A 13,293-nucleotide genomic window follows, 5' to 3' on the forward strand; every position below is an offset into this window, starting at 1 on the left:
GTGGTCTCCGATCCGCCGGGAGGATCGGGAAAGGTGGGGGCGGGGGCAATTCAAAGGCCCGTGTAACCACTCACTGGCGCGTGACCGGCCCTGGATCGCTGCTGTCGGCGCGGGCCGCGGCTATCGCCCAGGTCATTGACCTCACAGCCGTTTTGGGCGCGAGGCCGCCCTACTGCCGGGTCGAGGCGGATGGCTCAAGCGTCAGCGTCGCCCCGGCGAACGACAGGCTGAGGCCGCTGTCGGCGGAGACGCTGAGGGGCTGGAGCGTGACCTGCCGGTTCGCGTCCTCGGAGGCCAGGAGGTTGGCGGAGAAGCCCGGCCCCACGGCAAATCCCGTTGTGAGGCCGACATATTTCCCCGCGAGCGCGCCGGGGTCCACCTGCGGCGAGGTGGCGAGCACCGCCCACAACATGCTGCCCTGGTCGGATATGCCGAAGTCGAGGCCGATGCGGTCGAGCGTGCCGGCGTAATAATGGTTCGTCCCCATGGACGGGCGGAACTCGCAGCGCACCTTGCGGGTGGAGCCGAAACCGTATGCGGTGGCGAACTCTCCGCGGCATTCCAGGAGGCCGGCCGAAACCTGCGGCATGCCGGCGGAGCCGGCGACCTCGACACTCAAAGGCAAAAAGGCTGTCCCCGCAAGGAACAGCGGCAGGTAGACACGCATCGGTTCGCCCCCGATCGGATGCCGGTCCGGCGCGGGAGCGCGGCCGGACCAGCATTCAATGTGTCATCATTGGCCGGAAGTTCCGGCGATTTCATGAAGTCGCGGCGCCGCCGCGAAAAAATCGCGCCTGCGGCTCAATTGGGCAGCAGGGTGAGGGTGAGGTCGGCGACGCCGGCGGCGATATCCGCGCCGATCATGCCCTCCAGGGAGATGGTCTGCAGGGCGATCTGCTTGTCGGAGCCGCCGAGCAGCACGTTGGTGCCGCCGCCAATGGTCCAGGCGGCATCCACCGAGACGCCCACATAGGTGCCGGCGATGTCCCTGGGGTCAGGGTTCACGGTGGGCGCGAAGACCGCCCAGGCGAGGGTGTCGGCGGCCAGCACGCCGATATCGATGCCGAAGCGGGCGAAGGTGCCCCTGTAGCGCGACTTCACCACATAGGGCTGCACGCTGACGTCGCGGAACTCACAGGCGGCCTCGCGCATGGAGCCGAGCACGAAGCCGATGGAGGGCGCCACCTTGCAGACCAGCATGCCGGACTGGACCTTGCTGGATTGGGCCGCGGCCGGGGCGGCGGCGAGGAGGGCGGCGAGAGCGGTGACGGCGGCGAGCGAGGCGCGCATGAAATCCCCCGAAAGGTTGCTGCGGTTGCGAGCTAAGGCGGACTGGCGGTGGGAGGCAACCACCAAGGTCGCATTCAGCGGCGGACCGCGGCGCGGCGGGTGAAATCCGGCCGTCGCAATTCCTTCCAGGCTCCTGAAAACGCAAGCGCCCCCGGCCGGGGCCGGGGGCGCGGGAAATTTCGCCGAGAGGTCCCTGATTCCGCAGCGGAAACGGCCTGAAGCCGTGATCCGCCGCGGCGGGAGACCGAATCAGCGCAGCGTGAGGTCGGAGACGCCGAGGGCGAGGTTGAGGCCGGTCTGGCCCTGCACCGACAGCGGCTGGAGAGCGAAGGTGTTCTGCGAGCCGCCCACGAGGACGTTGGCGCCGAGGCCCACGCCGATGGAGGCGTTGCTGGACGCGCCCACATAGGTGCCGCGCAGCGCGCCCTTGCCCACCTTGGCGGACGGAGCGAACACGCCCCACACCAGTTCGCCGCTGCCGCTGAAGCCGATGTCGAGGCCGAGACGGCGCACCGTGCCCTGGTAGGAGCCACCCTTGGCGCCACGGACGGACGGACGGAAGGAGCAGCTCATCTCGCGCACGGAGCCGATGACGAAGCTGATGTTCGGAGCGAGGCTGCAGACGAGCGTGCCAACCTGAACGCGCGACTGGGCAGACGCGGGCACGGCGCCGGCAGCGAGCAGGGCGACGGCGGCGAGGCCGGCCTTCACAACGGTCTTCATGATGTCGTTCCTCCTGTAGGAAGCGGGTGGGTTGATCCCTGTGCCCGACGACTGCGAAGCCTTAGCCCAGACTTCACTGCGGCGCCAACGCTTCAATCAACCTATGGTTCCTTTTTGAGCGCAATGTGCCCGTTTCAGCTCAGTGACCCACAGAAACGCTGGATGCGCCGGCAGGCCTCCTCGAGGTCGGACGTGGCGGTCGCATACGAGATGCGGAACGCCGGGCCGAGGCCGAACGCCGAGCCGTGCACCACCGCGACGCCCTCCGCCTCCAGCAGCTGGGTGGCGAAATCCTCGTCGGTGGCGATCTTCACGCCCGAGGGCGTGGTCTTGCCGATGGTGCCCGCGCACGACGGGAAGACGTAGAAGGCGCCTTCCGGCTTCGGGCAGTGCAGGCCCTTGGTCTGGTTCAGCATGGAGACCACGAGGTCGCGGCGCTCCTTGAACACCTTGTTGTTGGCGGCGATGAAGTCCTGCGGGCCATCCAGCGCCTCGAGCGCCGCCCACTGGGCGATGGACGAGGGGTTGGAGGTGGACTGGGACTGCAGCGTGCCGATGGCCTTGATGAGCTGCTCCGGGCCCGCCGCATAGCCGATGCGCCAGCCGGTCATGCAATAGGCCTTGGACACGCCGTTCATGGTCAGCGTGCGGTCGTAGAGCGCGGGCTCCACCTGCGCCGGGGTGACGAACTTGAAGTCGTCGTAGACGAGGTGCTCGTACATGTCGTCGGTGAGGATCCACACGTGGGGATGCTTCACCAGCACGTCGGTGAGCGCCTTCAGCTCGTCGAAGGAATAAGCGGCGCCCGAGGGGTTGGAGGGCGAGTTGAAGATCAGCCACTTGGTCTTGGGCGTGATGGCGGCTTCCAGCACCTCGGGGCGGAGCTTGAAATTGTCCTCGATGGTGGTCATCGCCGGCACCGGCGTGCCGCCGCAGAACTGGACGATGTCCGGATAGCTCACCCAGTAGGGAGCCGGGATGATCACCTCGTCGCCGGCATCCACCGTGGCGACCAGGGCGTTGAACAGCACCTGCTTGCCGCCGGTGCCGACCGTGACCTGCGAGGGCTTGTAGTCGAGCCCGTTCTCCCGCTTGAACTTGCGGCAGATGGCGGCCTTCAGCTCCGGCATGCCGTCCACGGCGGTGTACTTGGTCTCGCCGCGGCGGATGGCCGCGATGGCGGCTTCCTTGATGTTGTCCGGCGTGTCGAAGTCCGGCTCGCCGGCCGAGAGCGCGATGATGTCCCGCCCCGTCGCCTTCAGCTCCCGCGCCTTGTTGGAGATGGCGATGGTGGGCGAGGGGTTGATGCGCTTGAGGGCGGACGAGATGAGGCTCATGGCCTTTGGGCTCCGGACACGCCCCGCCGCGCGGACGTTCGGCGGGGTCTCGATAGGGTGGGACGCTACGTCAGGCTGGATATCGGGCCGGCCGGGGCCGGCGCGGCGGGACACTAGTTCAGCCCTTGGCCGCAAACAAGCAACGATCGCGAATATGGCGGCACGCGGCTGTGATGAATCGGCGCGCGTGCGCGGTGCGTGCGCGCCTGCCCTTGCGGTTGTGCCCGCCGGCCGCCACATGGCGGGCGGGGCAGGGAGGAACCGGTGCTGAAGCTCTATTCCACGCAGTCTTCGGGCAATTCCTACAAGGTGCGCCTGATGCTGGCCCTCACCGCCCGTCCCTTCCTGCTGGAGGAGGTGGACATCTTTGCCGGCGAGAACCGCACCCCCGAATTCCTCGCCATGAACCCGGAGGGCCGGGTGCCTCTGCTCGACGTGGACGGCCGGCTGCTCGCCGAGTCGAACGCCATCCTGTTCTATCTCGCCGAGGGCACGCGCTTTTTGCCCGACGACCCGCTGGACCGGGCGGAGACGCTGCGCTGGATGTTCTTCGAGCAGAACAGCCACGAGCCGGGCATCGCCGCCGCCCGCTTCTGGCTGCGGCAGGTGCGCGGCGGGCGCGACCTGCGCACCCATGACGTGGACCGCTGGATGGAGGAGGGCTACGCCGCCCTCAAGGTGATGGAGCGGCACCTGGGCGGACAGGCCGGGGGGCGGCACTACTTCGCCGCCGACCGGCTGACCATCGCCGACATCGCGCTTTATGCCCACACCCATGTGGCGGAGGAGGGGGACTTCTCCCTCGCCGCCTTTCCCGCCGTGCGCGGCTGGCTGGAGCGTGTGGCCGCCGAGCCGGGCCACGTGACCATGGACTGGCGCCCGGATCTGGCCGCGGCGCCCGGCAAAGGTGCGGCAGCAGGTCCCGTCGAACAGCGGGGATGAATCGCGGTTCTGTGAGAATGCGACATTATCTTGCCATGTTCTGCGGAAGCTAAGCCGTGGTGTGGCCACGATTCTTCTCCACCTTCGCAAGTGCCGGCGGAACTGATTCGCTGGCGTGAACGTTGCGAAAGCACGTTCGTCTTGAGCGAGATCATCATGTCCGCAGCGAGAGACATGGAAGTGGAGAGCTTCAGCATCGGGCGTCTGGATCGCCCGGGCGTTACCGTGTCCGCCACCGATCCGGAGGTGCTGGCCCGCGCCGTGCGCGCGCACAAGATCGGCGATGCGCTGGCGCAGGCCGCCCTCACCTTCGCCCTCATGCTGGCCATCGGCGCCGTGGCCTTCGTGCTCAGCGCCGAGCATGCGGCCGCCGCCAGCCTCCTCATCGTCAACGGCGTCATCGACAATTCGGCCGTTCTCATCGGCCTCGCCGGTGCCGGCACGGCGCTCCTTCTCGCCCGCCGGGCGGCGCTGCGCCTTTCCCGGGCTCACGTCCGTGCCCCAGCCCGTGCCGACGCGCCGCGCCGGCCCCGCTGAGCCGGCGGCGCGGGCTCGCCCCCACCCCCTGAACCGGGTGCTGCCGCCCGAGGTCGCCAGCGACCGCTGGCGGCGCGTCCATCGCGGCGATGCCATGGCGCGTCCACGGCTTGCGGGCTTCCGCCCGGCGCTGCTGGCGGGGCTCTCCCTCGTCCTTCTGCTCCTCGGCATCGTCTTCGCCTTCGCGGCGGAGGAGGCGCGGCGCTTCGGCGGAGAGAGCGTGCGCGTCGTGCCGTTCGCCTCCGGCCTCGACCATCCCTGGGGCATGGCCTTCCTGCCCGATGGCCGGCTCCTGGTGACGGAACGCCCGGGGCGCCTGCGGGTGGTGGACGCCACCGGCCGCCTCGGCCCGCCCATCGAGGGCGTACCCCAGGTGGCGGCGCGGGGGCAGGGCGGCCTCCTCGACGTGGCGCTGGACCCGGCCTTCGCCACCAACCGCCTGATCTATCTCACCTATGCCGAGCCGCGGCCGGACGGCGCCGCAACCGCGGCGGCCCGGGCGCGCCTCTCGGACGATGCCACGCGGCTCACCGATCTTCAGGTGATCTTCCGCCAGCAGCCGGCCTATAGCGGTGGCAACCATTTCGGCTCGCGCCTCGTGTTCGCGCCCGACGGCACCCTGTTCGTCACGCTCGGCGAGCGGTTCGACCTCATGGACAAGGCGCAGGACCTCTCCACGACGCTGGGCAAGGTGGTGCGCATCCGCCCCGACGGCTCCATTCCGGACGACAATCCCTTCCGCAGCACGCCGGGCGCGCGGCCGGAGATCTACAGCTACGGCCACCGCAACGTGCAGGCTGGGGCCATCGAGCCGGGAACCGGGCGCCTGTGGACCGTGGAGCACGGCCCGCGCGGCGGCGACGAGGTGAACCGGCCGGAGGCGGGGAAGAACTACGGCTGGCCGGTCATCGGCTACGGCCGGCATTATTCCGGCGCGCAGATCGGGGTGGGCACCCACAAGGAGGGCATGGAACAGCCGCTCTTCTATTGGGATCCGTCCATCGCCCCCTCCGGGTCGGCCTTCTATACGGCGGACCTCCTGCCCGCCTTCAGGGGGCAGTTGTTCGTCGGCGCGCTCGCCGGGCAGGCGCTGGTGGAGGTGAAGGTGCGCGATGGCCGCGTCATCGGCGAGGAGCGGCTGCCGCTGGGCAAGCGCATCCGTGACGTGCGGCAGGGGCCGGACGGTGCGCTGTGGCTCGCCACTGACGACACGGGCGAGATCCTGCGCGTGGTGCCGGCGCCGGCGAAATAGGCCTCCGCCCGCGTTTCCCTCTGTCGTGCAGCACACGGATGCCGAAGGCCCGAGCGCGCGCCGCGCAGGCCAAGCCCGCGCGGGCTTGAGCGAAAATCCACCCGGCACCGGTCGAACACCGGAGCCGATGGTATAAGATCGCCGGTGAAGCCCCAGGCCGCACCGGAGACTCCATGCCCGCAACGCTGCTCGCGAAGAACGCCCTCGTGCTTGTCACCATGGACGGCGAGCGCCGGGAAATCCCCGGGGGCGGCCTTTATGCCGAGGACGGGCGCATCGTGGCGGTGGGCCGCGCGGGAGAGCTTCCCGCATCGGCGGACGAGGTGATCGACCTTGCCGGCCATGTGGTCATCCCCGGCATGGTCAACACCCACCACCACATGGTGCAGAGCCTGACCCGCGCCGTGCCGCGGGCGCAGGATGGCGAGCTGTTCACCTGGCTCACCTCGCTCTATCCCATCTGGGCGGGGCTGACGCCGCAGATGGTGGAGACGGCGACCCTTACCGCCATGGCCGAGCTGATCCTCTCCGGCTGCACCACCTCGTCCGACCATCTCTACATCTACCCCAACGGGGTGCGGCTCGATGATTCCATCCGCGCGGCACGGCGGATCGGCATGCGCTTCCACGCCGCCCGCGGCTCCATGAGCGTCGGCGAGAGCAAGGGCGGCCTGCCGCCGGACCGGGTGGTGGAGGACGAGGGCTTCATCATGGAGGATGCCGAGCGCCTCATCGCCGCCTATCACGACCCCGCCCGGTTCTCCATGCTGCGGATCGTGCTGGCGCCCTGCTCGCCCTTCACCGTGAGCCACGACCTGATGCGCGAGACGGCGCGCCTCGCCCGCGCGAACGGGCTGACGCTGCACACCCACCTGGCCGAGAACGATTCGGACATCGCCTTCTCGCACAAGACCTTCGGCATGAGCCCCACCGAATATGTGCGGGAGCTCGGCTGGGTGGGGCGAGACGTCTGGCATGCCCACTGCGTGAAGCTGGACGAGGCCGGCATCGTCCTGTTCGCCCGCACCGGCACCGGCATCGCCCACTGCCCCTGCTCCAACATGCGCCTCGCCTCGGGCATCGCGCCGGTGAAGCGGTTCCGCGCGGAGGGCATTCCTGTGGGACTCGGGGTGGACGGCTCCGCCTCCAACGACAGCGGCCACATGCTGGCGGAGGCGCGGCAGGCCATGCTGCTCCAGCGCGTCACCTACGGGCCGGACGCCATGAGCGCGCGCACCGCGCTGGAGATGGCGACGCTGGGCGGCGCCCGCGTGCTGGGGCGGGACGACATCGGCGCCCTCGCCCCGGACATGGCGGCGGACTTCGTGGCCTACGACATGTCGGCGCTGGCCTATGCGGGCGCGCTGCACGATCCGGTGGCGGCGCTGCTGTTCTGCCAGCCGCAGGATGTGGCGCTGAGCGTCATCAATGGCCGTGTGGTGGTGCGCGAGGGCAAGCTCGGCACCATCGACCTTGCCGCGACGGCAGCGCGGCACAACGCCATGGCGGCCGAACTGGCGCGCCTCGCCGCCGCTTGCTAAGACGACGCCGCACCGCGGGCGGCGGGAGTGTTCCGGCGCCTGCCGCAGGGGCCGTGGGGGCCGAACGGAGCATCAAATGGGCAAACGCATCGTCGCGGTGCGCTACAGTCCCGACTGGCTTGGCCTGACCGACGACGACACCCGGACGTTCCTGAGGCGCCACGGCATCGACGAGAACCTGCTGGTGGACTTCATGGCGCTGTGGGACGGCGCGCTGAAGGTGGACTATCGCAGCTTCCGGCACGAACTGGCCGGCGTCTCCCGCGCCAGCTTCGCCGCCGTGCGCGGCGCCGAGGTGATTCCCCACGAGGTGTTGCGCGAGACGAAGCGGGCGGCGGACGACCTCATCGTCTTCGTGGACGACGACGACTGGCTCTCCCCGGGCCTGTTCGAGGCGCTGGAGACGGCCTGCCCGCACCCGCTCAACGGCATCTGGTGGGGCTCCATTCTGGTGGGGCCGCAGTTCGAGAGCTACGAGGCGGCGCTGCGCGAGCCCATCGTCGCCCTGCGCCCGCTCAAGCGGATCATCTACACCAACAATTACGCGGTCACCGGCCGGGCGCTGAACTGGCACGGCTACGGCCGGCTGTTCGAGCACTACCACGCCGACCGGCGGTTCCGAAAATTCCTGCTGCCGCCCAAGAAGGTGCCGCTCTATCTCTCGGCGGCCTCCAAGCACCCGTGCTCCACGGTCGCCGTCCAGTTCCTGATGGCGCAGCCGCAGTTCCGCGCCGACATCCGCGCCTATGTGGCGCGCTTCGCCGACCAACTGGAGGAAGCCGACATCCCCGCCGAATACGCCTGGCTCAGGGAGCCGGTGCGGCAGGTGGAGGCGCTGGTGCGCCGCGCGCTGGGCTAGAGCCGGATCTGCCCCTGTCGAATGGCCGGGGCGATCCGATAGGGGCCGTTAATCCGCCTTTATGCAATGAGCTGGAGCACGCGGCGCCGGCGCGTCAGAACTTGTGGAAGATGAAGAAGGCGCCCGCCGAGATGAAGGCGAACCCCACCAGGTGGTTCCAGCCCAGGGGCTCCTTCAGGTACAGGACCGAGAAGCCGGCGAAGACGAGGAGGGTGATGACCTCCTGCATGGTCTTGAGCTGGGCCGTGGAATAGACTTCCGAGCCGAAGCGGTTGGCGGGCACGGCCAGACAATATTCAAAGAAGGCGATGCCCCAGCTCGCCACGATGGCGATGAGGAGCGGCGACGACTTGTGCTTCAGGTGGCCGTACCAGGCGAAGGTCATGAACACGTTCGAGGCCGTGAGCATGACGATGGGCAGCACCTGCGGCGGCAGAAGGGCGGTGAAGGAGGGCATGAGGCAGCAATTCCAAGGGTGCTGGGCCTCATACCATGCCATGTCACTTCAGCAGCAGCCGTCGTGTCGCCACGGGCGCATGACCGGGGAAGGCGAGATCGAAGACGATCTCCTCCGGCAAGTCGTTCATCCGCAGGGTAATCTCCTCATGGCCGCCCGCGCCGGCCGCGCCGGATGCGGCGGCGACGCGCCGGTGCGCCAGCGCGCTGACCGCGGGTGACGGCCGCACCGTCCAGCGATGCGGCGTCAGGCCCTCGTAGGGCAGGGCGACGACAAGCTCGTCACCCGGCTCGGGGCGCGGCTGCGCGCTTGCGCTTTCCGTGGCGAGCCAGAAGACCCGCGGTGGCAGGCTCGGCGGCGGTGAATGCTGCGGTGACATAAGGGTCCCAGAAGACGTATTCGCTGTCGATGCCACAATTATTGTAGGCGATGTAGCCGAAGCCGTCCTCACCCCACTCGCGGCCCCAGCTGTTCTTGATGATCCAGGCGCCTAGATCGTCGTCATAGCCCACGACCGCGACACAGTGCAGGCCCACGAACTCCCCTGCCGCATATTTGTAGATGCCGCTGCCGTAGCGCAGGAAGTCCTCATAGACCCTCAGCACCGCCACCACCGGACCGCGATAGGCGATGGCCTTGCGGCGGTGGGACGAGGTTGCCGCATTTTCCCATCCCGTGACCCACGCCAGCGGCTTCACGTCTTTTCCCGGGGCATCGTGGCCGGGATAGGGGAAGTCGCTTTCGCGGCCGATGCCCCTGGTGCGTGCGTAGCCCAGGGCCGCTTCCGGCCACCACCCCTGGGCGCAGGTGCGGCCCGCGCCGAAGAACAGCGCCGCCTCCGACAGGTCATGGTCGGGATCGGCTTCGTCCCGCTCTATGGCGAGACGGCTTTCCACCACCGCCACCGTGCCGAAGGCGACGCAGGCGCCGCACACGCCTTGGTTGCGGATGGGCGTGACGAAATTCACGCCGCTGCGTGCCTTGCGCCAGTCGATGCTGGTGGGCGCCGGCGGCAGCGCCACGAAGGCCGCGGACTCCACGCTCCGCGCGACGGTGAGCTGCGCGGATGCCAACTGCGGGTCCACCGAGATCCCGAGATAGGCCTGAGTGCCGCCACCGGGTTCGGTGACGGTGAAGATTGACTTCTCCGCGGGCTTCCAGCCGAGATTCCGGGCCGCGATTTCCGCTTTCAGTTCGGCGAGGTCGAGCATGTCTCAACCCCCCTTGCAGGTTTCAGCGAAAATCTGGTCCCCGATCTTGATGAGGCCCGTGAGGACGGGCCCCGCGATGGTTCCCGCGCCGGGAATGAAGACCAGCACGGTGGAGGCCACCTCCAGCAGCGGCTTGGCTTTGGGCCAGAGACTGCAGAAGTCCTTGCCCACCGTGGCGCCGGCGGCGGCTCCCGCGGCTTCTTCGCGTGCGACTGCGGCTGCAGCGACCGCATCGGTGATGATCCTGGCGCCTTCCTGCGCGGTAACGGCCATGGCCCCCTCCCCAGAGTTGAACGAATGCAACTTTAGAGAGTGTCTTAAGGTAATACAATCAAAAATACGCATTCCGGGGTCCGTGCATCCTTATGGTGTGCACTTCCGGATCGAGCCTGCGTGCCCCATATTCCCCCCATGGCCAAAGCATCCCGTCCCGGAAAGCTCGGTGAGCGCTCCCAGCGCCATTTCGAGCCGGCGCCCCAGCAGGCGCTCGACCCCCAGCTCGCGCAGTCCCTCGGGCTCAATCCCTCGGACCTTAGCGTCGGTTTTGAATCCGCCGGCGCTTCCGCAACGGTGCAGGCCCTGGCGCATCTGATCGAGAAAGGGCGGCCCGAGGTCACCGGACAGACCTGGGTGCCGCATCGTCCGCCGCGGCCGGAGAAGTCCGAGGGCGGCGTCGAATTCGTGATGAAGAGCGAGTTCAAGCCCTCCGGCGACCAGCCCCAGGCCATCAAGGAACTGTGCGCGCAGGCTGAGGCGGGGGAACGCGACCAGGTGCTGCTGGGCGTGACCGGCTCGGGCAAGACCTTCACCATGGCCAAGGTGATCGAGCAGTTGCAGCGCCCGGCCATCGTGCTCGCCCCCAACAAGACGCTGGCGGCGCAGCTCTACGGCGAGTTCAAGAGCTTCTTCCCCGACAATGCGGTGGAATACTTCGTCTCATACTACGATTACTACCAGCCGGAAGCCTATGTGCCCCGGACGGATACCTATATCGAGAAGGAATCCTCCATCAACGAGCAGATCGACCGCATGCGCCATGCGGCGACCCGCGCTTTGCTGGAGCGGGACGACGTGATCATCGTCGCCTCGGTGTCGTGCATCTACGGCATCGGCTCGGTCGAGACCTATTCGGCCATGACCTTCGACATCAAGGTGGGCGAGCGCGTCGACCAGCGCGGCCTCATCGCCGACCTCGTGGCCCTGCAGTACAAGCGCATCCAGTCGGATTTCGCCCGCGGCACCTTCCGCGTGCGCGGCGACAGCATCGAGATCTTCCCCGCCCACTATGAGGACCGCGCCTGGCGCGTCAGCCTGTTCGGCGACGAGGTGGAGAGCATCGCCGAGTTCGACCCGCTCACCGGCCACAAGAGCGGCGACATGAAGAGCGTGCGCGTCTACGCCGCCTCCCATTACGTCACCCCGCGCCCGACCCTCATCCAGGCGATCTCCGGCATCAAGGCCGAGCTGAAGATGCGGCTCGACGAGCTCTACAGGATGGGCCGCCTGCTGGAAGCCCAGCGGCTGGAGCAGCGCACCCGCTACGACCTGGAGATGATGGAGGCGACGGGCAGCTGCGCCGGCATCGAGAATTATTCGCGCTGGCTCACCGGCCGCAAGCCCGGCGAGCCGCCGCCGACCCTGTTCGAATATGTGCCGGACAATTCCCTCGTCTTCATCGACGAGAGCCATGTGACCGTGCCGCAGATCGGCGCCATGTATCGCGGCGACTTCCGCCGCAAGGCGACGCTGGCGGAATACGGCTTCCGCCTGCCGAGCTGCATGGACAATCGCCCGTTGCGGTTCGAGGAGTGGGAGGCCATGCGGCCGCAGACCGTCCACGTCTCCGCCACCCCCGGCTCGTGGGAGCTGGACCAGACCGGGGGCGTGTTCGTGGAGCAGGTGATCCGCCCCACCGGCCTCATCGACCCACCGGTGGAGGTGCGCCCCGCGCGCACCCAGGTGGACGACCTGCTCGGCGAGGTGCGCGCCGTGGCGGCGAAGGGCTACCGGACGCTTGTCACCGTGCTCACCAAGCGCATGGCCGAGGACCTCACCGAATATCTGCACGAGCACGGCATCCGCGTGCGCTACATGCATTCGGACATCGACACCATCGAGCGCATCGAGATCATCCGCGACCTGCGGCTCGGGGCGTTCGACGTGCTCATCGGCATCAACCTGCTGCGCGAGGGCCTCGACATTCCCGAATGCGGCCTCGTCGCCATCCTCGACGCGGACAAGGAAGGCTTCCTGCGCTCCGAGACCTCGCTGGTGCAGACCATCGGCCGCGCCGCGCGCAACGTGGACGGGCGGGTGATCCTCTATGCGGACCACATCACCGGCTCCATGGAGCGGGCCATGGCGGAGACCACCCGCCGCCGCGAGAAGCAGATGGCCTACAACACCGAGCACGGCATCACGCCGGAGAGCGTGAAGAAGGCCATCGGCGACATCCTCAATTCCGTCTACGAGCGTGACCACGTGCAGGTGGATGCCGGCCTCGCGGAGGAGGGGGCGGCCTTCGGGCACAATCTCAAGGTGGTCATCGCGGACCTCGAAAAGCGCATGCGCGCCGCCGCCGCCGACCTCGACTTCGAGACTGCCGCGCGCCTGCGTGACGAGATCCGCCGGCTGGAGGCCACCGAGCTCGCCGTCTCCGACGACCCGCTGGCGCGGCAGGAGGCGGTGGACGACCGCACTGGCGGCTTCAAGGGCGCGCGCAAATACGGCAATGCGGCCAATTTGCCGCCGAAGGCGGAGGCCCGGGAGGGAGCCAAGGCGCTGCTGCCGCGCGGCCGCGGGGCAAAGGCCGCTCCGGCGAAGGGCAAGCCCCGCGCTGGCGATGACGACGGCATGGGCGAGGAGCAGGCCTCCTACACCCCGCCCGGCGCAGCGACCCCGAAGGCCGCGCGCACCCCGGCCGAGACGCCATTGGCGCCGCCTCTGGCCACGCGCGCCCACAAGCCGTCCCTCGACGACATGGGCCCCGGCTCCGACCGCGCCGTGCCCATGGGCGAGGACACCTTCCGCCCCGGCCCGCGTCCGGACCCGGGCACGAAGGGATATCGCAAGGGCGGCCGGCGGAAGGGGTGAGCCGGCCCGCGGTCACGCCGCGCGGGTTGGCTTGTCGGTCCAGGCTGACGC

14 protein-coding genes are annotated in these 13,293 nt (G+C 68.7%); 6 read left to right on the forward strand and 8 right to left on the reverse strand.

The window, feature by feature from the left end; genetic code table 11:
• Positions 1-169: 169 nt before the first annotated feature.
• The 4 genes from V5F59_RS03960 to V5F59_RS03975 form a co-directional block, all read right to left on the reverse strand.
• Positions 170-667: a DUF992 domain-containing protein gene (locus tag V5F59_RS03960; protein WP_393980332.1), complete on the reverse strand. Its 498-nt coding sequence runs from the start codon at positions 665-667 to the stop codon at positions 170-172.
• 134 nt (positions 668-801) lie between these two features.
• The gene (locus V5F59_RS03965; protein WP_393980330.1) at positions 802-1,290 is read right to left on the reverse strand and encodes a DUF992 domain-containing protein; all 489 of its coding nucleotides are present in this window, start codon (positions 1,288-1,290) and stop codon (positions 802-804) included.
• Between the two features lie 249 nt (positions 1,291-1,539).
• The gene (locus V5F59_RS03970) at positions 1,540-2,013 is read right to left on the reverse strand and encodes a DUF992 domain-containing protein (protein ID WP_393980328.1); all 474 of its coding nucleotides are present in this window, start codon (positions 2,011-2,013) and stop codon (positions 1,540-1,542) included.
• Between the two features lie 134 nt (positions 2,014-2,147).
• Complete coding sequence (locus V5F59_RS03975) at positions 2,148-3,350, reverse strand: pyridoxal phosphate-dependent aminotransferase (RefSeq protein WP_393980326.1); 1,203 nt, start codon at positions 3,348-3,350, stop codon at positions 2,148-2,150.
• Between the two features lie 318 nt (positions 3,351-3,668).
• Between V5F59_RS03975 and V5F59_RS03980 the strand changes: the two genes are divergently transcribed.
• The 5 genes from V5F59_RS03980 to V5F59_RS04000 all read left to right on the forward strand — a co-directional run bounded on the left by V5F59_RS03980 (position 3,669) and on the right by V5F59_RS04000 (position 8,481).
• The gene (locus V5F59_RS03980; RefSeq protein WP_509211225.1) at positions 3,669-4,292 is read left to right on the forward strand and encodes a glutathione binding-like protein; all 624 of its coding nucleotides are present in this window, start codon (positions 3,669-3,671) and stop codon (positions 4,290-4,292) included.
• Between the two features lie 156 nt (positions 4,293-4,448).
• Positions 4,449-4,829, forward strand: coding sequence for a hypothetical protein (locus tag V5F59_RS03985; protein ID WP_393980322.1), 381 nt, complete (start codon positions 4,449-4,451; stop codon positions 4,827-4,829).
• 94 nt (positions 4,830-4,923) lie between these two features.
• Complete coding sequence (locus V5F59_RS03990) at positions 4,924-6,081, forward strand: PQQ-dependent sugar dehydrogenase (RefSeq protein WP_393980445.1); 1,158 nt, start codon at positions 4,924-4,926, stop codon at positions 6,079-6,081.
• 173 nt (positions 6,082-6,254) lie between these two features.
• Positions 6,255-7,622, forward strand: a complete 1,368-nt coding sequence (locus tag V5F59_RS03995; RefSeq protein WP_393980320.1) for an 8-oxoguanine deaminase — start codon at positions 6,255-6,257, stop codon at positions 7,620-7,622.
• 76 nt (positions 7,623-7,698) lie between these two features.
• Complete coding sequence (locus V5F59_RS04000; protein WP_393980318.1) at positions 7,699-8,481, forward strand: hypothetical protein; 783 nt, start codon at positions 7,699-7,701, stop codon at positions 8,479-8,481.
• 94 nt (positions 8,482-8,575) lie between these two features.
• Here the strand turns inward: V5F59_RS04000 and V5F59_RS04005 are convergent, their stop codons facing one another.
• Genes V5F59_RS04005 through V5F59_RS04020 form a run of 4 tightly spaced genes read right to left on the reverse strand, consistent with a single transcriptional unit; the run spans position 8,576 to position 10,422 of the window.
• Positions 8,576-8,938: a DMT family protein gene (locus V5F59_RS04005; RefSeq protein ID WP_393980316.1), complete on the reverse strand. Its 363-nt coding sequence runs from the start codon at positions 8,936-8,938 to the stop codon at positions 8,576-8,578.
• A 43-nt stretch (positions 8,939-8,981) separates the two neighbouring features.
• Positions 8,982-9,167, reverse strand: a complete 186-nt coding sequence (locus tag V5F59_RS04010; protein ID WP_393980314.1) for a hypothetical protein — start codon at positions 9,165-9,167, stop codon at positions 8,982-8,984.
• A gap of 52 nt (positions 9,168-9,219) precedes the next feature.
• A complete protein-coding gene (locus tag V5F59_RS04015; RefSeq protein ID WP_393980312.1) occupies positions 9,220-10,149 on the reverse strand; it encodes a C1 family peptidase in 930 nt (309 codons plus the stop codon).
• Between the two features lie 3 nt (positions 10,150-10,152).
• Positions 10,153-10,422 carry a hypothetical protein gene (locus tag V5F59_RS04020; RefSeq protein ID WP_393980310.1) on the reverse strand — a complete coding sequence of 90 codons (270 nt, stop codon included), beginning with the start codon at positions 10,420-10,422 and terminating at the stop codon, positions 10,153-10,155.
• Positions 10,423-10,560: 138 nt separating this feature from the next.
• Here V5F59_RS04020 and uvrB point away from each other — a divergent pair, with 138 nt between their 5' ends.
• Positions 10,561-13,242 (forward strand): excinuclease ABC subunit UvrB, encoded by a 2,682-nt coding sequence (gene uvrB, locus V5F59_RS04025; RefSeq protein WP_393980308.1) that lies wholly within the window; start codon positions 10,561-10,563, stop codon positions 13,240-13,242.
• Positions 13,243-13,293: the final 51 nt, after the last annotated feature.

It is taken from the genome of Xanthobacter nonsaccharivorans (genome assembly GCF_043194755.2).
In the GTDB taxonomy this organism is placed as follows: Bacteria; Pseudomonadota; Alphaproteobacteria; order Rhizobiales; family Xanthobacteraceae; genus Xanthobacter; species Xanthobacter autotrophicus_G.

Bases quoted from the DNA above. Each gene is read 5' to 3' on its own strand.
- V5F59_RS03960 (WP_393980332.1), bottom strand. From the start codon at position 667: ATGCGTGTCTACCTGCCGCTGTTCCTTGCGGGGACAGCCTTTTTGCCT.
- V5F59_RS03965 (WP_393980330.1), bottom strand. From the start codon at position 1,290: ATGCGCGCCTCGCTCGCCGCCGTCACCGCTCTCGCCGCCCTCCTCGCC.
- V5F59_RS03970 (WP_393980328.1), bottom strand. From the start codon at position 2,013: ATGAAGACCGTTGTGAAGGCCGGCCTCGCCGCCGTCGCCCTGCTCGCT.
- V5F59_RS03975 (WP_393980326.1), bottom strand. From the start codon at position 3,350: ATGAGCCTCATCTCGTCCGCCCTCAAGCGCATCAACCCCTCGCCCACC.
- V5F59_RS03980 (WP_509211225.1), top strand. From the start codon at position 3,669: ATGCTGGCCCTCACCGCCCGTCCCTTCCTGCTGGAGGAGGTGGACATC.
- V5F59_RS03985 (WP_393980322.1), top strand. From the start codon at position 4,449: ATGTCCGCAGCGAGAGACATGGAAGTGGAGAGCTTCAGCATCGGGCGT.
- V5F59_RS03990 (WP_393980445.1), top strand. From the start codon at position 4,924: ATGGCGCGTCCACGGCTTGCGGGCTTCCGCCCGGCGCTGCTGGCGGGG.
- V5F59_RS03995 (WP_393980320.1), top strand. From the start codon at position 6,255: ATGCCCGCAACGCTGCTCGCGAAGAACGCCCTCGTGCTTGTCACCATG.
- V5F59_RS04000 (WP_393980318.1), top strand. From the start codon at position 7,699: ATGGGCAAACGCATCGTCGCGGTGCGCTACAGTCCCGACTGGCTTGGC.
- V5F59_RS04005 (WP_393980316.1), bottom strand. From the start codon at position 8,938: ATGCCCTCCTTCACCGCCCTTCTGCCGCCGCAGGTGCTGCCCATCGTC.
- V5F59_RS04015 (WP_393980312.1), bottom strand. From the start codon at position 10,149: ATGCTCGACCTCGCCGAACTGAAAGCGGAAATCGCGGCCCGGAATCTC.
- V5F59_RS04020 (WP_393980310.1), bottom strand. From the start codon at position 10,422: ATGGCCGTTACCGCGCAGGAAGGCGCCAGGATCATCACCGATGCGGTC.
- uvrB (WP_393980308.1), top strand. From the start codon at position 10,561: ATGGCCAAAGCATCCCGTCCCGGAAAGCTCGGTGAGCGCTCCCAGCGC.